Origin of the sequence: Bacillus sp. FSL H8-0492, assembly GCF_038006145.1 — a bacterium.
In the GTDB taxonomy this organism is placed as follows: Bacteria; Bacillota; Bacilli; order Bacillales; family Bacillaceae_G; genus Bacillus_A; species Bacillus_A mycoides.
Map to the genome: position 1 here is coordinate 2,116,245 of NZ_JBBOUP010000001.1, position 20,850 is coordinate 2,137,094.

Here is a 20,850-nt window from a genome sequence, read left to right on the forward strand (position 1 = left end):
AAGATCAGCATGGCTCTCTGAGCTTCTATTTTCGGAGCTTGTTTCGGGGCAGGAAGATCAATCGCCATGTCCCTCTAATTTTGGGGCAGGAAGATCCCCATGTCCCTCTAATTTCGGAGCAGGAAGATCCCCATGTCCCTCTAATTTCGGGGCAGGAAGATCAGCATGGCTCTCTTGTTTCGGGGCAGGGAAATCGCCATGTCCCTCTAATTTCGGGGCAGGAAGATCAGCATGGCTCTCTTGTTTAGGAGCAGGGAAATGTTCGTGCCCTTCAAGCTTAGGAGCGCCGCCAGTATCGCCACGTGAATCTAATTTCGGAGCAGGTGTATCGCCAATATTGAAAGCAGGAGCCCAAGTATCCGCATGGCTCTCAAGTTTCGGAGCCGGCGTATCACCACCATTGAAAGCAGGAGCGCCAGTATTACCATGCGTTTCTAACGTAGGAGAAAAAAAGTCAGCGTGACTCTCTTGTTTAGGAGCCATTCCTTCTCCATGAGTATTCGTGTAGGCAGGGGAAACCCCACCGTCGCCTTTATTATAAGCAGGAGCGCCACCGTGGTCACCAATGCTTACTGATTTCGGAGCCCAAGTGTCCCCTTTATTATATGATGAAATAGGGGGTCTTCCATGATCATAAGCAGGAGCCCATGAATCTCCATGTGAATTTAATTTAGGAGCAGGGAAATCAGCATGACTCTCTTGTTTAGGAGCAGGAGTATCCCCATGTGCAGCCTTTACAACGCCGCCATCCCCAATATTTACACCAAAAAGACCAAAGCTGAATACCGATAACCCTACAACAGCTGTACTAATTTTTCTTTTCAATCTATATCTCTCCTTTTGCTATGGTTTTCCATTTTGTCTAAACGTGGTAGATAAAATGAAATAAATCGTAAAAAATCACCAATTATATTACGATATACGAATAATTCTGTGTAATATTTTGTAAAACCTCCTTGAAATTTGAATTTTATGAAAATAAAATTCGACATAGTTCATTTTTCAATTCGTTGAATAGATTTTGATTGAGTTTTTATAAAGCTATTCGCTAACTTTAGGACCGAAAGCGGCTCTTAATTTCTTTATACCGTGCCCATAAGGTTATTTTAGCTTTGAATTAAATTAACTATTATAATTCGAGAATTTAGTCCTCTTGCTGTATATTTAAAATTTACTGTATGCAACATTGCATAAGAAAGATGGTTGCTATTTTATATAACCTGTAACTATAATAGTTACAGGTTGGTCGTATCCAATCAAAAAATATAATCATCATGAATGGAGAGGTTACATATGGGTATGAAAAAAATAATTTTAGCAGGTGCTTTAGGGATCGCAGCATTATCAGGAACGAATTTACCAGGATTAGAACTGTCAAAAGCGAGTGCTGCTTCTATTGAATCGAATTTTTCGACGTTAGAAGGGCGAGTAGTAGAAGTAGATAACGGTGTAATTGTCGTAAAATCTAAGCAATATGAGGAACCTGTTAGTGTGTATATAGATTCCCTTTCAAATGTGAAAGTAGGGGATGAGGTTAAAGCTACTGGATCTATGATGCGTAATTTTACGGAATATATGATTGCAAATACAGTTGAAAATACGTCAAATAAATTAGGTATGCACATGAAAGAAGATGGTTCTCCTGATTATGTAATTGGGGAAGTATCAAAAGTAGGAACGATGGAAGATGAAGGAGACGGTTCTACTAAATATGTCGTAGTTGAGTATCCATCGCTAAACGGGAAAAAAGATATTATTGATGTTTTCTTAACGAAGGGACAAGTATTTAATACAGGTGAGAAAGTAAAAATTGATATGAAGTATGTAGGCTGGGGCGGAATTTCTATTAACTACAACACAACGGATCATATTGAAAAAATTCATGAGATAAAGAGCAACGTTGAAAATAATGATGATGTTTGGATTTGGTCTTAATTAGAAGCTTGTAAATAACAAATGTATCATGCAGTACCCATCAAATGATCATGTGTATGATAATTTGATGGGTACTTTTTTGTTTTATGTTTTTTTGAGAATAACGGATTTCTGATTAGAATATGATGTTAATACTGGAGCGAAGGTGAAAAAAACAATATGGAAAGAGGTGTTTAAGGGTGGAGCAAGATGAGGTTTATTTACGAGCTAAAAAAAGGGTAGAGAATTTACAAGCGTTTTATATTCATTTAACGGTCTATATACTAGTGAACTTAATGCTTTTTATTATAAATATAAGCTCTGATTCAAGTAAATTATGGTTTTTATATCCACTTGCAGGTTGGGGGATCGGTATCGTTATACACGGTTTGACAACTTTTCCAGTTGGGATATTCGGAAAAGAGTGGGAAGAACGAAAGATTAAAGAATATATGGAGAAAGATAAGTAAATTTATTTCTGGAATGTATGAATATAAAATTTCATATAAATCTCTGTGCTCACACGCTTGATGCGAAGTCTATTCTATAGCTTCGCCTATTTGTTTTTTATTCGAAGTTTGTGCGAGTAAGAGTGTTCATATTCATTTTTTAGCGTGAATTGCGTGTGAAATCAAAACTTTATTTGGAGTACATACTAAAAATAATGTTGTTTTACTTTTTTAATTACATGTGGATATAGGATGAAGTTGATTTATTACCCTATATTAAAATAAAAATAAATCACTGTTCGATTTGAATATTCCACGATATAATGGTGAGAGTTTATGACAGAATAAATATTTACATAAGAAGTGAGGTACTGTATGAAAAAAAGAACCACAGACATTATTTTTATTATTATTGGTGCATTTCTTTTTGCGTTAGGTGTGAATTTGTTTGTTATTCCGAACGAGTTTGGTGAGGGTGGAGTAACAGGTATCACGATTATTACGTACTATTTATTTGAATGGTCACCAGGTTTAGTTAACTTAATTTTAAATGCGATTTTGTTAATAGCTGGTTATAAATTTTTAAATAAGATTACAACAATTTATACGATTATCGCTGTAGTTACGAACTCGCTATTCCTTCATTTGACAGAAGGTTGGACGATTGCTTCGGATGAAATGCTTGTAAATGCCATTTTCGGAGGAATATTTATTGGATGCGGGATTGGTCTTATTATTCGCGTTGGCGGAACAACAGCAGGTACTACCATCTTAGCAAGGATGACGCATAAATATTTAGGATGGAGCATTAGCTATGGTTTACTGTTCTTCGATTTAATTGTTGCGTTTTCATCTTATTTCATCATTGGTGCAGAAAAACTGATGATAACAATTATTATGCTATATGTAGCAACGAAAGTGATGGAGTTTGTAATTGAAGGTTTAAATCCGAAAAAGGCTATTACGATTATTTCTGATAACCCGAATGAAATTGCCGGGAAGGTGACTACCTTAATGGGCAGAGGGGTTACTGTGTACTCAGGTCATGGCTATTACACGAAAACTTCGAAGGAAATTCTTTATATTGTTATTAATAAGCAAGAAGTAGTGAAGCTAAAACGGATTGTTCAAACTACGGATCCGGCTGCGTTCATCGCTATACACGATGTTCGTGATGTGTTCGGAGAAGGATTTGTTGATATTTCTAAGGCTTAATAAGAGTTAGAATTAGTTTTTAAAAAGGCAGAAAATGAGCAATATTTTTTATTGAAATAATCTTAATGCGAAAATATGAGAATCTATTTTGATCACTTAATTATCAAGACCTAAATTTTAAAAAAACAAATAAATTCAAGGACATTATATATTTTATATGACTAATATGTAATGTCCTTTCTTATTCCACAATGATACCCGTTTGTTGACGATTAATTTTCATTATGCTTTTTGTGCCGAGTCCAATGCTTTTTTTAATTCGTCCGGTTTTTGAGTGCCGATTACCACTGTGTTATATTTCAACTTTAACTCTATACCTTTCTTTCCATTCATGTTATAGGCCGTTTCACCCTTAAGGTTAAAACGAATTCCCCATCCTCCGAATCTTTTTAGTGGACTGTAAGTAATGCTTTCATAGTGACATATATTTTTGAAAAGGTACTGTTTATATTGAAAATGAAAAGGAACAAAACGAACATAAAGACCTTTTTCACGGACTTCTATAATCAGTTTCAATACCCCAAGCATTAATAGAGGAAAGGCAATCCCAAAAAACAACCACAAAGCAATTAACACACCATTGGGAGCTGGTTTATCTCCAAACGGGTTATCAAGGATAATTTGTTGAATGAATCCATACCACATCAGTGCTGCGATCCCAAATATGAGTATCCATACCCAAATTTGTTGTGGTCGCTGAACCTCACGAAAGATAATACGTTCTTGTTGTTTCATTAATAATTGTCACCTCCTAAATGATTTATTACAGGGAATCCTTTTTGATCCAGTAATATGTATCCTTTGTTGTTATTCTCTATGAGAACCTCTTGTACTCTCATAGCACTTCACCCCTAAAAAAATTAACGCTCAGTCTAAAGACCTCACAACGCTTTCCGTTATGAGATACGTTAGCTACCTAAATTATACAAACTTTTCCGAATTCAGTATACATATAGAGTTTTATTTTTATTATCTGTATAAGTAATCTAATGTTTATAAGAAAAGAGGATATATACTCATATATTGAACGTAATATCCTCTTCTTAGTTTAGTCTATTTAAAATCTATTTCAAAATGGATTCTTTTTATTTATCGTAAAATATTGGCTTGTAGGTATTATTTATGAACCTTTATTCCAAAGCTACATTATCATACGATCTGTTGTACTGTATTGCGGTTCTAATGCGTAGTATCTTTGATAACCTCAATAATTTCACGTAATGGATTTTAAAATTTAGCTCATTGCCATGAAAAAATTAATGCTGTAATTGTTTTTCTTTTTCTTGCAAAAAATCCAATTGTTTCTTAATGTAAGGATGTAGAAGGATGAACAAGAGAGGGTTTAATGAAGATGATACATATTTTATTAGCTGATGATGATAAACATATTAGAGAGTTATTGCATTACCATTTACAAAAAGAGGGCTTTAAAGTTTTTGAAGCGGAAGATGGAAAGGTAGCGCAAGGCGTTTTAGAGAAAGAAAATATTCATCTTGCGATAGTAGACATTATGATGCCGTTTATTGATGGCTATACGTTATGTGAAGAAATTCGGAAGTATCATGATATACCTGTTATTTTATTAACTGCGAAAGATCAGTTAGTGGATAAAGAAAAAGGATTCATTTCTGGTACGGACGATTATATTGTAAAACCATTTGAACCAGCTGAAGTAATTTTCCGTATGAAAGCTTTATTGCGCCGTTATCAAATGCTTAGTGCTGATATTATTACATTACACGGAACGACTATTGATCGAAAAGGCTTTGAAGTGAAGTGTAACGGTCAGACGATTTTGCTTCCATTAAAGGAATTTGAATTATTATCACAACTTGCTAGTTATCCTGGAAGAACATTTTCAAGAGAAGAACTGATTGAATTAGTATGGGGAATGGATTTTGAAGGAGATGAACGAACAGTTGACGTTCATGTGAAGAGGCTACGAGATCGTTTCTCAAAACGAACAGACGATTTTCAAATTACGACAGTACGCGGACTCGGTTATAAGTTGGAGTTGAAATAAAATGAAATCACTATATTCTAGATTTGTTTTTATGACAGTCGGTATTATGCTTCTTAGTAGTATTATCGGTTTTTTATTAACGAACGTATATTATCAAGTGAAGTTAAAACCGTACAATAGTGAAAAGATTTTAATGTATGCTAAAGAAGTAAAATCATTATATGAAAAGCAAAGTGAAGAGAATAAAGAGGCATACTTACAGTCTATTGCGAAGTTAGGGTATGAAATTTATATTGTAGATGACGAAAATCATGGAAAGCGTATTGGGAATGCGTTTCGTAAGATAACAATTAGTGATGATACCGTTCATAAAGTATTGCAAGGTGAAACGTTTAATGGCGTTTCCACATATCCAACGCGCCTCTTTATTACAGGATTTTTTGATAATGAATTAATTAATAGTGTCGGTGTACCGCTAAAACACGATGATAAACAGTACGCTTTATTCATTCGCCCTGATATTCAGCAACAATTTGGTGAAATGAGAATTTTTCTAGCGGTATTACTCGGTTTCATCGTTGTATTAAGTATCATTTTTATAGCGATCGCAGCAGGGTATATTGTTCGTCCTATTCGAACATTTACGAAAGCGACTCAAAAGATTGCAAGTGGTGAATATGATATCGAATTAGATGAAAATCGAAAAGATGAAATTGGTACACTAGCGACTAATTTTCAAAAGATGACAAAGAGCATTAAAGAATTAGACCAAATGAGACAAGAGTTCGTTTCTAACGTTTCTCATGAATTCCAATCTCCACTTTCTTCGATACAAGGTTTTTCGAAAACATTACAATCGGAGAATATGAGTGAAGAGGAAAGAAAACGTTACTTGAAAATTATTGAGGGTGAAAGTAAGCGGATGTCTAGTTTATGTAAACAGTTACTTACGCTTGCTTCTTTAGATAAAGAAGAGAAGGTTTTACAGATAAAAGAATTCAATCTGCAGAAGCAAATTAAAGACGTCATTTTTATGCTCGAATGGAAATGGCGTGAAAAAGATATAGCTGTTGAATTTGATGTACCGTACATATTTATAGAAGGTGATGAAAACCTACTACATCAAGTATGGAGTAATATTTTTACGAATAGCATTAAGTTTTCAAACGATGGCGGGACGATTGAATTTGTTGTAGAAGAATTAGAATCCGGTATTGTCATTTCTATATCAGATAACGGAATCGGTATGGAAAAAGAAGAAATGGATCGTATATTTGATCGTTTTTACAAAGTAGATACGGCAAGGGCAAGAAACATAGAAGGTAGTGGTTTAGGGTTATCGATCGTGCAGAAAATTGTTGAACTTCATAATGGAAACGTTTCGGTATATAGCACGAAGGGGGAAGGGACGACTGTTCGGGTTGAGCTTCCGAAATAGATGGAAAGGAAGAGGCTGTTTTTAGAACAGCCTCTTCTTATTTTTGTCAATTGGTCAATATATTATCACTTACGTGTAAAGTGATAAAAAGTTGTTTGAAAAAATGCGAGTCATTCTATTTCACAATTGGGTCAGTTTGTGGAATAAGATTAGCAGGAAGTTTATTTGAAAATGTAGAATCTCTACAGAGCTATAAGGATTTTATTGAAACTTTAACTATTTAGGGAGGCGATTACTTTGAAACGAATTGACTTGTTTTTAAACGGACTAGATTCCACATTCGATAAAGAGAGTTGGTATGCACCGTTTAAACATGCTATAGAAGGACTTACAGCCGAACAGGCTATCTGGAAACCATATGGAGAGGCAACTAAAACCATTTGGGAGAACGTTAATCATCTCATTTATTACAAAGAGAGACTTGCTGCAAACTTGGAAGGCCGTGAATGGACACATAATCTTGACGGTGATGAAACCTTTTATCTTACCGAGCAATCAAATGGTGATAAGGAATGGAAGGAGGTCGTTGAACGTTGTGAAAATGCCCAACGTAATTTAAGACAGGCATTGAGTGCAATTTCTGAAAAAGAGCTTGAGCAAAATTCACTTGAGGGAAAATTACTGGACATTATGCTTCATGATGCTTATCATACAGGTCAAATTATTCAATTAAGGAAAATGCAGGGGTCTTGGCCATCAAATCGATAATTGAACGTTTTAGTTGGTGCTATTGTTATATTTTTAGTGAGGTATTTTACATTCAAAATTAAATAACTATAATTATAACCCCGTCCCAAATTTAGAACGGGGTTAAATTTGTTCCTGCTATAAAGTCGCACCTTTCCCGCGCTCTACTTTAAACCGAACTTCAAAAGTATCCGCTGTAATTTCATCAGCTTTCGGCAAAGCCCGTAATTTCGGATGAAGTAGCCATACGAGAGAAATAAATAAAATACCGATGCTAGCGAGCGCGAAAATGAGTTGGCTACTAAATACATTTGCAGTGTATCCGCCAATTAAAGAACCGAACGGCATAGCAATTGTGCCCATACTTCGCATGACTGAATTGATGCGTCCAAGATATTGATTTGGAATTAAAGTTTGACTAATTGTCGCAAATAATATGTTGGTGGCACCAATTGGTATCCAAGCTAGGCCAAATAAGGAAATAGACAGCCATTGAAACGGTACAATCGTAGAGAGGAACCAAAAGAAGGCACCAGCCGCAAAGCTAATGATGGAGACACGGCCAACATTACGTTTACCAACCCATGAACTGAATAATGCTCCAATGAGACTACCAGCAGATATAGCGGCTAAAAAGAAACCGTATAGTTTTACGCCACCTAAAGAGTCTGCAAAAGAAGGGAGTATTGCCATCGTCATACCGATAGAAAAATTAGCGACAACTGAACCGATTAAGAAAACACCCATTAAGGAACGAAAGACGATGGAAAAACCTTCTTTTAAATCAGTGAAATATTGTTTAGTTGATAGCGATGTATTGGTTTCTGCTTGCTTTGGCATTTTCAATGAAAAGAACAAAAGGGCAGTAATCGCGAATGTAAAAGAGTCGATTACGTATAAAGTGATTGCGCCAAGTAGTGCTACTAATATGCCAGAAAGAGTCGTACAAATTAAGTCAATGCCTTGATATGCAAATGAAAAGAGTGAATTTCCTTTTAATAATTGTGTTTTATGCAGTAGAAGCGGTAAAGCTTTTGATTGTGCGGGATAGGCAAATTGTTCGATAAAGGCTACGATGGGCATGATGATGAGGAGTAGTTGGACTGTTAGTAAGTCGAAGTAGTGTGTAATGGGAATGATTAAAATAAGAATGCATTGCAAAATTTGTGTAATGACGAGGGTGTTTTTGATTGACCATCTATCAACGAATGGCCCAGTAAGAAATTGAAGTGCAGAAGGTAATAATGTAAGGAAACCAGCTAATCCAGAATAAAAAGGATTACCACTCAGCTTATATACGAGCCACATCGCTGCTACATAATACAAGCTATCTCCTATGTTTGTAAAAATTCTCCCTAAAAATAATAAGAGGAAATTCCGGTTTTTTAATATGTCCATTTAATCTACTCCTTTATAATAAAGTGAAACTTTACTCAGTGGGAGGTTTATCCCCACTGATTATTAGTTGAACCAATCGGGCATTTACGGGCAGTTAATCTCCCATCTAACTTCTTTGCTCCAGTTGAATTTTCAGGGGGGATTCTTACTGCCCGTTACTGCCGGGTAAATTTATTCGGTAAAATAATTTTGACCGTTAGTGTAAAAAAAATCGTATTACGATTTTTCTTCTTTTTTCACAAAGCGCTGCATTGCTCGTTCGTCGATTTGTAATGCAGTAGTAGAAATGTAGTAAGATTTACTATTTGGATCTTTATCCGCATCTTTTGCGATATCATTTAATTCAGCCATCAATTCATGAAACTTTTTCACCCACATTTGAAATTGTTCTGGCGTAGCATCAAACTCCCAACAAGATGAAACGTAATTCCACTCAGCTGGGTCTTCGCTTACTTTCCGTAATGTAAAAGCTTCTTCTGGTGCAGCGAGAATATGGCTTTTCGTTCTTTCCGTCATTTGTAAAAAGATTTGGCGACCTGATTCGCTTAATATTTCTAAATGAGGTAATAGGTCCGCGGCAGGGGTGAAGCCTCTAGCGACAGATTGATAAAACTTTTGAACGATGCCATTCTTTTCTTCTGTATAAACAATCTCTATAAAACCATTCTTCTCTAATTCTTTTAAATGATAATGAATTTTAGCCCTTGGAATGCCGAATTTCTCAGATAGTAATTGTCCTGTATAAGGACGTTCGCATAGACGCATCATCATTTCGACACGTAGTGGATCGCTTATTGCTTTTAGTTGGCTATAAGTAGTTAGTGTTAACATGGGCTTCAACATGATCAACTCCTTAAATAAAATTACTCGGTCAAGATTACTTGACTGAATTGTATCAAGGATTTTAATTGTTTTCAATACTTTCTGAAAATTAAATCTTACACTCTGTAATCTTCTGTTCATATTCCGTTCATATTTCTTTTTTATGATGAATGCATAGAAAGAAAGAGGAAGGAGCGAGCGAAATGTTTTTAGCTCTGCGGGAATTAAAACAATCAAAATTAAGATATGGATTAATCGGACTGATTATGGTGTTACTATCATTTTTAGTTCTTGTTATTTCAGGATTAGCAAATGGACTATCATATGATAATGCTTCATCGATTCAAAATATGGAGGCAAATAAATTTGTACTAGCGGATGATGCGGAAAATAAATTACTTCGTTCACAAATTAAGAAAGAAGATGTAGATAACGTAGTAAATCAAGCAGGCGAGAAAGAGGCAGTTCCGTTTCGTGTGAAAGTTTCAACGTATGAAAAGAAAGATAGTTCGAAAAAAGTGGATGTTGCTATTTTCTCAAGTGAACGTGATTCATTTTTAGAACCGAAAATTGTAAAAGGTGAGAAATTAGGTACAGCAAATAACGAAATGGTTGCTGATGAATCAATTAAAGAAAAAGGAATTGATATTGGGGATACAATTATTGATCCTGTTTCAAAGAAAGAATTTAAAATTGTTGGATTTACGAAAGATCAAATGTTTAGCCATACACCAGTCGTTTATGTAAATGAAGACGTATGGGGCGCTATCTCACAACCAAACCAAAAAGATTATAGTGCAATTGCGCTTAATACAGATAAAGAAATTAAAAATGCACATGTTATCGACAAAAAAGAAGTACTGCAAAGTATTCCAGGATTTAAAGAAGAGCAAGGAACATTAACGATGATTATCGCGTTCTTACTTGTTATCGCTGCGTTACTAATTGGTGTATTCTTCTACGTAATTACGTTGCAAAAAACACAGCAATTAGGTGTACTAAAAGCAATCGGTACGAAAAATTCTTATTTAGCAAATAGCTTAGTCGTGCAGGCGTTATTCTTATCAGTCGTTGCGATGGTGATCAGTATTGTTCTTGTACAAGGATTAGAACAAATTTTACCAGCAGGTATGCCGTTCTTATTAACAACACCGATGATTGCACAATATGCAGCAATCTTTATCGTAATTAGTATTTTAGGAACACTTATTTCGTTATACCAAGTATTAAAAGTTGATGCATTAGAAGCAATTGGAGGCGGGATGTAATGACTTCATTATTGAAATTAGACAAAGTAAGTAAAGTGTACGGAGAAGGGAATACGGAAGTAACAGCCCTTCATCCGATGTCGCTTGATGTGAAAGCTGGAGAGTTTATCGGAATCGTTGGTCCTTCTGGATCAGGGAAAAGTACGTTATTATCAATCGCGGGTGCTTTATTATCACCGTCAAAAGGGGATATTTACATTCGTGAGCAAAATATTACGAAGTTATCGGAAAAGGAAATGACAGACATTCGCTTGAAAAAAATCGGCTTCATTTTCCAGTTCGCAAATCTTGTTCCATATTTAAATGTTAAAGAACAATTGCTTTATATTGCAAAGCTAAAAAAAGACAGCAAACAAGAATCTGAAAAGCGTGCGGATCACTTGCTAGCAGCATTTGGATTATCTGAAAGAAAAACTCATTATCCAAATCAACTATCGGGCGGGGAAAAACAAAGGGTAGCAATCACTCGTGCTTTCATGAACAACCCAGATTTAATATTAGCGGATGAACCAACTGCAAGCTTAGACTCAAAACGCGCACGTGAAGTAGTTGAAATGATGAAACGTGAAGTGAAAGAAAGTCAAAAAGCAGCAATTATGATTACACATGATGAAAGAATGCTTGATGTATGTGATCGTATATTGACGCTTAGAGATGGGCAGTTAATATAAAGAAAAAAGGCCAACCGTACATATATGTGCAGTTGGCCTTTGTATGATTATTTTAAAATAGATATAATAGCTTTATTTTGAGAAGAACGTTTTAATTTTATTTCGTGTTATTAATAAAACCCCGCCTAATACAGATAACATACCTAAAGTCATATTATTTGATTCTTCACTACCAGCGTTAGGAAGTTCTCTAGCGTTGTTGTTCGCTGGAACAGTAGTAGTTGTAGTGTTATTATTTACTGTCGTGTGTTTAGGTTGTGATACTTCATTAATTTTGTTATCTACATTTTGCTTCGTTGTATGTAACTCAGCTAATTTGTCATCAATTTTTTTCTCAGTATGTTTAAAATCGTTTATTTTAATATCTAAGTCTTGTTTTTTCTTTGTTAAATCGTCTGAAACAGTTTGTTTCGCTTGTTTCATTTCGTTTATTTTATTTAGTAAATCTTGTCTAGCTTCTTGTAACTCAGCTAATTTGTTTTTCACATCTTGTTTAGCTAGTTCTAAGTTAGATGAAAGACTATCTAAATTGCCTTTAATTTTCTTAAGTTCTTCTAATGTGTTACCTGTATTCGGTTTATTTTCTTTAATTTCAGCAAGTTTGTCCTCAGCAGTTTGTTTCGCTTTCTTTAACTCAGCTAATTTGTCATCTACCTGTTTTTTTACTTCCTTAAGCTCATTAACCTTTGCATCGATATTTTCTTTATGCTGCTTAATTTCATTCACTTTTTCATCAACAGTTTGTTTATGTTCTTTAATCTCATTAACCTTTTCATCAACAGTTTGCTTATGCTCTTTAATTTCAGCAACTTTTTCATCTACTTGCTTTTTATGCTCTTTAATTTCAGCGATTTTATCTTCGGCGATTTGTTTGTCTTGCTGAAGTTTTGCATCTAACTCTTGTTTATGTTGTTTAATCTCGCCAATTTTTTCATCTGCAACTTGTTTACGTTCATGTAGTTCATTAACCTTTGTATCAACATTTTCCTTAACTTGGTTAAGTTCATTTAATGTTTGATCCACATTTTCTTTGTGCTGCTGTAATTTCGCATCTAACTCTTGTCTATGTTGCTTAATTTCAGCTAAGCGATCTCCCGTACTTTGCTGGGGAGTAGCATCAGTTACTTCCGCATGAGTAGAGTTTGCGCCAGCAATCATTGCTAAAGCTAGTGTAGACGCAGCGATTGTTTGTTTTGTTTTCATATTTTTGTACCTCTTTTCTTTCATATGCATGAGCTGTTTTGTGTAAAATTGAGCATATAGAAGTAGATTATTTTATTATTATATACCATGTTCGGCGCCTAGAGGAAGTATTTGCATAAGAATCTATGATTATGTGATTCTTATAGTCTCTTATTTTGGGATAGGGGACAAATCTTCAGCAAGATGAACAATTTCTTCTATAGTAGATTTTACATCTTTACTATCGCGAATAACAAACAAATAATCAGCATCATTTTCTACAGGATCTACTACATCTTCATGTTGAGATTCAGCCTGTTGCCGAACGAGTACTTCTTTGAAACTGGAATAGTTACCTCTAAATATATTTATACTTCGCGTGCTTCGAGCTACTCTTTCATAAAGAATATCATCTGGAATGTCAAAACGAACGAGTATGCGTACATATTCCTCTTCCTTAAACAGCTCATTCAGCAAATAGATCCGGCCGTTTCGGCTTCTATTTGAGTTGCAAATGATAAGGTGTAAATTTGTATGTTCTTTTGCATAATCAACAATGAATTTCGAAAGAGCGTGCTTAAATGTATTAGGGCCTTCAGTTGGCTGTAATTTTTCATAATGCGTGTTAATAAATTCTGCTTGGTTATCTTGATCCATAACGAAAGAGTGGGGTAACTTTTTTTCTAGTTCTTTAGCAAATGTTGTTTTTCCACTGTGGGTTTTTCCTACTGTAATAATGACTAATCGTTTCATATTGGCCTCCATATGTATTGTTATAATCTGGAATGTTCGGTGTGAATCGACAATTTTCCTGCCGAAGAAAATACAAAGTGGCTGAGTAGTAATGGGCTGGAAATTTCACCAAAAAACTTATTTATCCAATAATTCCCTAATGTGAAAAGTGTGATGTTGTCCTAACTCAAATGAACTAAAAAATATTCTGTTTAGAAAGGGGGCGACAATGCTATCGTTATTGAAATATATTATGAAAATGTTCCTGGTGAAAAGGAGGTTTAGAACAAATATTAATAATAAAAGGGTAGGAAACATATACCCTTTATAGTTAAATACAGCCTTTCATAATCTATGTTGAATCAATTGGAAAATTCATGGAAAAGTGTTATGGTTTATTTGGGAGCTGCACATTATTTATGTTCAGTAAAAAAGGGGGATTAAAGTGGGGGCTAAAATTTTTAACGGCAGGCATATAGCCAATAGCAAGGATCAAGAATTTGTTGTTTTTATTATTGGTATGCGTATTAATAACCTATTAAAATTTTGGAAGTGGATACCAGTTTTTAATGCTATGGGACCTATGATTAAAGAATTGTATCAAAATCCACAATGGGGTTTCTTACATACAGAATTCTTATTTAGTTGGAGAAAAGTAATCCTAATTCAATACTGGAAGGGATTCGACGAATTAGTAAACTATGCTCACGGAAAAAATCATTCATATGCTTGGAAATCATACAATAATAAGATTAAAGATAATGGGAGTGTCGGTGTTTTTCACGAGACATATCAAATAGAAAAAGGTGCTTCTGAAGCAATCTATGTTAATATGCCAAAAACAGGTTTATCTAGAGCTACCGAACATATACCAGTATCTCAAGATACTAATACTGCTCAAAAAAGAATGAATAAATAATTCGGAAAATTGTGCATATAATTTTGATGTTCCTGCCGGATAATATACAAAGTGTCGGAGTGTTAGTAGGCTGAAAACTTGACAAAAAAACTTATTTATGTTATAATTTACCAGTATAAAAATAAAGTGTATAATAGGGTTCTCCTGGCCAGGGGGACCCTATTTTTGTTGTGAAAATGAAGGAGTGTATGTGCGTGAAACAAGGTAAATCAAGTGTAACATCGTTAGTATCAGCTTTCGGAAGGGCGTATCATAGTGAATTTGATAGTTCTAAAATCTTTGATGATTATGTAGCTAAAGATCTTATTTCACAAAAAGAACGTAATGATATTGAAACGAACATGGTTCAAGGAATACATTTTTTCAATAAAGACATTGCACAGCAGTTTCAAGACAATCCGAAAGAAATTTTAAAATGGATTACACAAGTTCAATTATCACCAACACCTTTGGCGCGTGCAGCATATTGTGAAAGAGTGCTATTACATGAAATTACATTAGGCGCGAGGCAATACGTCATACTCGGTGCAGGCTTAGACACGTTTAGTTTTAGACATAGAGAATTAGAGAATAAAATAGAAATATTTGAAGTGGATCATCCTTCTACGCAAGCGTTTAAGAAGAAAAGAGTGAAGGAAGCAGAACTTGAAATGCCAAATAATCTTCATTTTGTTTCCATGGATTTCACGAAAGGTTTTTCCTATGAACAGTTACGTAATGAAGGATTTGAAAATAAAAAGACGTTCTTTAGCCTTTTAGGTGTTACGTATTATTTAACGAAAGAGGAACTTTCCAGTTTAATAGAATATTTATTCGAGATAGTTCCAGCAGGAAGTTCTATCGTTTTCGATTATCCTGATGAAAACTTATTTACGGAAAAAGGATTATCCAATCGAGTTGAAAATATGATGAAGATGGCTGAGATAGGCGGAGAACCGATGAAATCGTGTTTTTCTTATACCGAAATGGAAGCACTGTTAGAGAAATCGGACTTACTCATTTATGAGCACTTATCACCAGAGGATATTCATACATTATATTTTGAAGGACGAAACGATTATTTAGAAGCTTTTGAGACGGTGCATTATGTACATGCGGTGAAGAAGTAGCTGATTATTAGTGTGAATTTAAAATAAAGTCACGATGTTTTGAATAAAGTTTCGATTTTTCTGAAAGATATGAACCGAAATATCTTAATCATGAAGAGGTCTTGTTTTTTTGTACGCGCGGATCAGTTTACTTTAATAGTTAGATTAAAATAAACTGTGATATGATTAGTATTGGATTTATTAATAAGGGGGTTTTCAAATGACGCCAGAACAAATTGTTAGAAAATTTTTTGAAGAAGTACGTTCAGGGAAGAATCCTGACTATTCAAATCAATTGATGGCAGAAAAAGTATTGGCACATCAAATTGTATCTGAAGAAGAACAAACAGTTTGCAGAACACCTGAAGATTATGCTGAACATGTAAGAGAGATGATTGAAGTATATGGTGATTTTTCTTTAGAAATACAAGAGTTTTTAGTACAAGGAAGTAAAGTATATGTACGTTGGAAACAAGTAGGTATACACTTAGGAGAAATCGATGGATATCAACCTACAGGACTCCCAATAATTCAAATGGCAAGTGCTGTGTATAGAATAGAAGATGGAAAAATAGCAGAGTATTGGATTCAAATTGATAGGTCAGGAATTCAAAATCAATTTGAGTGCAATAAAAATATTCAGTAGTTAATTTTTAAGAGTAATAGAAAAATAAAAGCAAGAAACAACATCTTGTTAAGCGAAATGCTTCTGTTGTAAAAGGTGTACAAAACGATTAAACTTTTTTCGGGAGAATTATTAGAATTATCACGAAAATAACGTGTTTTGATTGACCGTTTTTAAAAATAGGCTCTTTTCTTTTGTTTATTAAAGTTAATGGTATTATTTCAATTAAACTTTATTTTAAAGCTACAATTGGGCATGGGGAGAAATCTCTGTGTCTCTTTTTTATGAAAAAAGGAAATGAGATGTAATGATGGAAAATATAATGATATGTATATTGCTATATGGTTTAAATCTATATTTCATCTAAATGTATTAGTTATTTGTATCACCACTTAAAGCTCCCATAATTCAATTATATATTAATCACTGTTTTGTGGAAACTAAAGGAAAGGGGAAATAAAAGATGTTGAAATTACAAGGGAAATACAATGAAGCGAAAGTATTTACTACTAACGTAGAAGAAACAGCAGCAGGTCAAATTATAGATCTTTGTAACCAAGAATTCGTAAAGGACAGCAAGATTCGTATTATGCCAGATACACATGCGGGGGCAGGTTGTACTATTGGGACGACAATGACCATTCAAGATAAAATTGTTCCTAATTTAGTCGGGGTTAACTAATCGGCTCAGACTTTAAACTACTCGCTCAATTGCTGGAAACCCTAACGTAAAGGCGAGGGCAATCAGCAGCCAGTGGTTATGGTGACATAATCGAATGGTTCAGAGACTTGTATCAGGTTGGCAGACTAAGATACAGAATTATTCTTCCTTATTTGGATTGAAGAGGAATAATTAATACGGTGAGCCTACGGTAGAGACTGCATATCTCGATGACCGTAGAGAAGGTATAGTCCACTCTTTCAGGAAACTGGGAGGTAAGTACGATATTGGTTGTGGCATGGAAGTTGTTATGATTAATAAGAAAAAAGAAGAAATCAACTTCGATCACTTAGACGAAACGATACGTAAATTTGTCCCAAGTGGTTTTCGTATTCGAGATAAGGAACATCGATTTTCAAAAATGATTGATTTTGATAGTGTAAGAGCTCCATTCACATTACAACGTGCGGAGAAGAGTATTGGTACGCTTGGTGGTGGAAATCATTTTGTCGAACTGAATGAGGATGATAAGGGGAATGTATTCATTGTCATTCATAGTGGTTCTCGTAATTTAGGTAAACAAATAGCAGAGTATTATCAAAACCTTGCTTATGAGCAACTTATCAACGTTAAATCTATTAAAGAGGAAATCATTGAGCGTTTAACAAGAGAAGGCAGACAAAAAGAAATACATGAAGCTATACGTGGAATTAACAAACCGACGATTCGCAAAGAGTTAGCTTATTTAGAAGGACAAGGATTTAAAGATTACATGAATGATATGAAAATCGCTCAAAAATATGCGGAGTTAAATCGTAAAGCAATGATGGATGAAATCATCACTAGAATGGATTGGAAAGTAACAGATCAATTTACTACAATTCATAACTACATCGATATGGAAAATATGATTTTACGAAAAGGTGCTATTTCAGCTCAGAAAGATGAACGAGTAATCATTCCAATTAATATGAGAGATGGTTCAATTATTGCATTTGGTAAAGGAAATCCAGATTGGAACTTTTCTGGACCACACGGGGCAGGACGCATAATGAGCCGTAAGAAGGCTAAAGAAGTACTCAGCTTAGAGGATTTTCAAAATACAATGACAGAAGTTTGGACTACATCTGTTGCAGAAAGCACTTTAGATGAAGCCCCAATGGTATATAAGCCGTTGGATGAAATTGTTGAGAATACAAAAGAAACAATTGATATTAAACATATTATTAAGCCAATTTACAATTTTAAAGCGAACTAAAAGGAGAGTAATGTTTATCCCGCCTCAAAATTCGATGAAGCGAGGGAGTTAGGAAGGCGGGGAATTATGAAAAATTATATCAGTGTTTATATAGGGGGAGTCGCTACTATAAGTATCTTTATCCTTTCAATTGTTTTTCTATATTTCAACCCGTATAGTAAGCAAATACTTGATAAGGAAGTATATATCACTGTATTTTTCATGTTCTTACTTCCTTCTTTTCTAGCAGTAATTGCGGCAGTTGCTAGGAAAAAGACTTTTATGATTGCTTGTAGCATTTGGTTGTTACCTGGAACTCTTTATTTGAGTGTAGCGGTGATACCTAGTTTATGGAATTTATACGTTATATTTTTAATAATTTATTGTTTAGCTATTGTGCGGATGGAGAGGAGAAATGCTTGAAGAAAGTAGTTCTCTTTTTTTTATTAATTTATTGAAACGGTAGTGAAGGGACGAGAGCATAATGAAGCGAGAACTATCGGAATTAGCGGATGTACTAGTCAATCATTCAACTAAAGTGCAGCCTGGTGATCAAGTGTTGATTCAAAGTGTTACTGAAATAGATCCCGCAGTAGTTCGTGAAATTATTAAGTCTGTAGAAAAAGCAGGGGGATATGCGCATGTATCAATGCGCGATGTTTCTGTTACAAGGCAATTGATTTTGTCAGGATCAGAAGAACAATTTAAGTTATTTGCAGATTGGGAATGTTATCTCTTAAGTAAGATGCAAGTGTATATTAATCTCCGTAGTCCTAGAAATGCATATGAATTAGCAGATGTACCATCAGAAAAAATGAAATTATATCAAAAGATATTTGGAAAAGCTCATAGTGAAGCAGTGTATAAAATAAGATGGGTGACAACAAGAATCCCGAATGCAGCTTCTGCACAAGAAGCTAATATGAGTACTGAGGCTTATGAAAAATTTTATTTTGATGTATGTACGCTAGATTATAGTAAAATGTCGAAAGCAATGGATCCGTTAAAAGAATTAATGGAAAAGACAAAACAAGTAAAGATTATTGGGGAAGGTACAGATTTGAAATTTTCAATTGAAGGAATTGGTGTTTTAAAAGGAGATGGCATAGATAATATACCTGATGGTGAAATATATACAGCACCTGTTAAAAATTCAGTAAATGGCGTAGTAACATTTAATACAGTATCTGTTCAACAAGGTTATGCGTTTCAAAATATAAAGTTACATATTAAGCATGGGGAAATAATAGAGGCATATGCAAATGATACAGAGCGAATAAATCAAATTCTTGATACGGATGAAGGAGCAAGATATATTGGAGAATTTGCACTAGCTTTTAATCCTTATATATTACACCCGTTGAATAATACGTTATTTGATGAAAAAATAAATGGTAGTTATCATCTAGCGATTGGAGATTCGTTACAAGGTGCAGACAATGAGAATAAATCAGCGATACATTGGGATTTGGTAAACATACAAAGGCCAGAGTATGGTGGGGGTGAAATTTGGTTTGATGATGTACTGATTAGAAAAGATGGACGTTTTATTTTACCGGAGTTGTTAGGATTAAATGAAGAGAATTTGAAAAGGTAAAGTATTTTATTGAGTTTGTGTAAAGGAAATGAGATATAGTGCTGGAAAGTATAATGATATGTATATTGCTGCATGATCTAAATCTATATTTTATCTAAATGTATTAGTCATTGGCGTCACCACTTAAAGTTCCAATAATTCAATTATATATTAAGCGATATTACAAGATTGATTATTTCAAAGACGGTTCTTTAAAGATGGTAGACTCCAAGAAAGGTAATCGTATCACAGCGGAAAGACACAAATAAACATAAATAGAGGAATATATGAAAACTATGAACTAAGTTAATGGATGTGTGACGTAACCCCATCACGATTAAGCTTTCTAATGTGGATTATAACGCATTTATCTGATATAGAATATCCATTTTGGGAATTTGGTGATGAAGATGAAAGTAGTGAAGATTATCCAGATTATATAGTAAAAGAAGAAATAAAAAAATTCGAAGATGAAAATGGACAATTGCAATATGATCCGTATAGTCCAAGTCCGATTTATAGAGAAATTCAGAAATATAATGCATATAATAATGAAGATAATTTATTAAGCTATGAAATCATAACGAAATATTTACCGGTTCTTGATTTCAAAAAACTTGTAGATACAATTAGACCTAATAGTATAGATACATTTGAAGATAACATAAACTTTCAAGTGAGTAGTGAGGTTTGTGGTGGAATGTTACTTTGTGCTACTTACGGAACAATTTATGCTAATAATGAGCTAGAAGTTACGCATAATTGTTAATACAAAGATTACTGATAGGTATATCGCTACACATCTATTAACTGAAAAATATTAATTGCAATCAAGCGTAAAAAAACGCGATTCTTATTAAAAAAATAGCGTTCTTTTACTATTCAAATATGATTACATCTGAATTTAATGAAGGTTTCTTCTACAAAAGTAGTAGATTTTTTATTTGAATTTACTACCTCGGTTTGATTTATCATACTTCAATCTCAATAGAATAGTAAATAGGT

21 protein-coding genes and 1 pseudogene are annotated in these 20,850 nt (G+C 34.2%); 16 read left to right on the plus strand and 6 right to left on the minus strand.

The annotated features are described in order from the left end of the window. Positions 1–57: 57 nt before the first annotated feature. Positions 58–825 (minus strand): hypothetical protein, encoded by a 768-nt coding sequence (locus MHH66_RS10770; protein WP_340866784.1) that lies wholly within the window; start codon positions 823–825, stop codon positions 58–60. 468 nt (positions 826–1,293) lie between these two features. Between MHH66_RS10770 and MHH66_RS10775 the strand changes: the two genes are divergently transcribed. The 3 genes from MHH66_RS10775 to MHH66_RS10785 all read left to right on the plus strand — a co-directional run bounded on the left by MHH66_RS10775 (position 1,294) and on the right by MHH66_RS10785 (position 3,578). Beyond that, positions 1,294–1,935: an ATP F0F1 synthase subunit alpha gene (locus MHH66_RS10775; RefSeq protein ID WP_078185759.1), complete on the plus strand. Its 642-nt coding sequence runs from the start codon at positions 1,294–1,296 to the stop codon at positions 1,933–1,935. Positions 1,936–2,114: 179 nt separating this feature from the next. After that, positions 2,115–2,384 (plus strand): 2TM domain-containing protein, encoded by a 270-nt coding sequence (locus MHH66_RS10780; RefSeq protein WP_002033083.1) that lies wholly within the window; start codon positions 2,115–2,117, stop codon positions 2,382–2,384. Positions 2,385–2,738: 354 nt separating this feature from the next. Continuing rightward, positions 2,739–3,578: a YitT family protein gene (locus MHH66_RS10785; protein WP_078185758.1), complete on the plus strand. Its 840-nt coding sequence runs from the start codon at positions 2,739–2,741 to the stop codon at positions 3,576–3,578. Positions 3,579–3,800: 222 nt separating this feature from the next. On the opposite strand, the gene MHH66_RS10790 is transcribed toward MHH66_RS10785, so the two are convergent. Then, entirely contained in the window at positions 3,801–4,313 is a 513-nt protein-coding gene (locus tag MHH66_RS10790) for a DUF6141 family protein (RefSeq protein ID WP_078185757.1), read from the minus strand. A 610-nt stretch (positions 4,314–4,923) separates the two neighbouring features. Here MHH66_RS10790 and MHH66_RS10795 point away from each other — a divergent pair. From MHH66_RS10795 to MHH66_RS10805, 3 genes are all read left to right on the plus strand, one after another. Next, complete coding sequence (locus tag MHH66_RS10795; protein WP_002084577.1) at positions 4,924–5,601, plus strand: response regulator transcription factor; 678 nt, start codon at positions 4,924–4,926, stop codon at positions 5,599–5,601. 1 nt (position 5,602) lies between these two features. After that, positions 5,603–6,979: a sensor histidine kinase gene (locus tag MHH66_RS10800; RefSeq protein ID WP_078185534.1), complete on the plus strand. Its 1,377-nt coding sequence runs from the start codon at positions 5,603–5,605 to the stop codon at positions 6,977–6,979. A gap of 237 nt (positions 6,980–7,216) precedes the next feature. Further along, positions 7,217–7,687 (plus strand): DinB family protein, encoded by a 471-nt coding sequence (locus MHH66_RS10805; RefSeq protein ID WP_078185535.1) that lies wholly within the window; start codon positions 7,217–7,219, stop codon positions 7,685–7,687. A 117-nt stretch (positions 7,688–7,804) separates the two neighbouring features. On the opposite strand, the gene MHH66_RS10810 is transcribed toward MHH66_RS10805, so the two are convergent. Continuing rightward, the gene (locus tag MHH66_RS10810) at positions 7,805–9,064 is read right to left on the minus strand and encodes an MFS transporter (RefSeq protein WP_078185536.1); all 1,260 of its coding nucleotides are present in this window, start codon (positions 9,062–9,064) and stop codon (positions 7,805–7,807) included. A 216-nt stretch (positions 9,065–9,280) separates the two neighbouring features. Further along, entirely contained in the window at positions 9,281–9,907 is a 627-nt protein-coding gene (locus MHH66_RS10815; protein ID WP_002128102.1) for an ArsR/SmtB family transcription factor, read from the minus strand. Positions 9,908–10,089: 182 nt separating this feature from the next. On the opposite strand from MHH66_RS10815, the gene MHH66_RS10820 reads away from it, so the two are divergent. Continuing rightward, positions 10,090–11,154 carry an ABC transporter permease gene (locus tag MHH66_RS10820; RefSeq protein WP_002185435.1) on the plus strand — a complete coding sequence of 355 codons (1,065 nt, stop codon included), beginning with the start codon at positions 10,090–10,092 and terminating at the stop codon, positions 11,152–11,154. Beyond that, positions 11,154–11,825: an ABC transporter ATP-binding protein gene (locus MHH66_RS10825; RefSeq protein WP_002128101.1), complete on the plus strand. Its 672-nt coding sequence runs from the start codon at positions 11,154–11,156 to the stop codon at positions 11,823–11,825. Before MHH66_RS10820 ends, MHH66_RS10825 begins: the two co-directional genes overlap by 1 nt. Positions 11,826–11,897: 72 nt before the next feature. Here the strand turns inward: MHH66_RS10825 and MHH66_RS10830 are convergent, their stop codons facing one another. After that, positions 11,898–13,058, minus strand: a complete 1,161-nt coding sequence (locus MHH66_RS10830; protein ID WP_100248649.1) for an LPXTG cell wall anchor domain-containing protein — start codon at positions 13,056–13,058, stop codon at positions 11,898–11,900. 120 nt (positions 13,059–13,178) lie between these two features. Next, positions 13,179–13,760, minus strand: coding sequence for an AAA family ATPase (locus MHH66_RS10835; protein WP_078185538.1), 582 nt, complete (start codon positions 13,758–13,760; stop codon positions 13,179–13,181). Between the two features lie 424 nt (positions 13,761–14,184). On the opposite strand from MHH66_RS10835, the gene MHH66_RS10840 reads away from it, so the two are divergent. The 8 genes and pseudogenes from MHH66_RS10840 to MHH66_RS10875 form a co-directional block, all read left to right on the plus strand. Further along, positions 14,185–14,658: a DUF4188 domain-containing protein gene (locus MHH66_RS10840; protein ID WP_002128099.1), complete on the plus strand. Its 474-nt coding sequence runs from the start codon at positions 14,185–14,187 to the stop codon at positions 14,656–14,658. A gap of 188 nt (positions 14,659–14,846) precedes the next feature. Next, positions 14,847–15,767 carry a class I SAM-dependent methyltransferase gene (locus MHH66_RS10845; protein WP_078185539.1) on the plus strand — a complete coding sequence of 307 codons (921 nt, stop codon included), beginning with the start codon at positions 14,847–14,849 and terminating at the stop codon, positions 15,765–15,767. 199 nt (positions 15,768–15,966) lie between these two features. After that, positions 15,967–16,392 (plus strand): ester cyclase, encoded by a 426-nt coding sequence (locus tag MHH66_RS10850; protein WP_078185540.1) that lies wholly within the window; start codon positions 15,967–15,969, stop codon positions 16,390–16,392. Positions 16,393–16,834: 442 nt separating this feature from the next. After that, positions 16,835–17,053, plus strand: coding sequence for an RtcB family protein (locus MHH66_RS10855; RefSeq protein ID WP_002110694.1), 219 nt, complete (start codon positions 16,835–16,837; stop codon positions 17,051–17,053). Between the two features lie 277 nt (positions 17,054–17,330). Then, positions 17,331–18,290 carry an RtcB family protein gene (locus tag MHH66_RS10860; RefSeq protein ID WP_078185541.1) on the plus strand — a complete coding sequence of 320 codons (960 nt, stop codon included), beginning with the start codon at positions 17,331–17,333 and terminating at the stop codon, positions 18,288–18,290. 66 nt (positions 18,291–18,356) lie between these two features. Continuing rightward, on the plus strand, positions 18,357–18,692 hold the full coding sequence (locus tag MHH66_RS10865; RefSeq protein WP_078185542.1) for a hypothetical protein: 336 nt from the start codon (positions 18,357–18,359) through the stop codon (positions 18,690–18,692). 61 nt (positions 18,693–18,753) lie between these two features. Next, positions 18,754–19,866, plus strand: coding sequence for an aminopeptidase (locus MHH66_RS10870; RefSeq protein ID WP_063218010.1), 1,113 nt, complete (start codon positions 18,754–18,756; stop codon positions 19,864–19,866). Between the two features lie 322 nt (positions 19,867–20,188). After that, positions 20,189–20,614: pseudogene (locus MHH66_RS10875) on the plus strand (hypothetical protein); the annotation flags it as partial. Between the last annotated feature and the right edge of the window lie 236 nt (positions 20,615–20,850).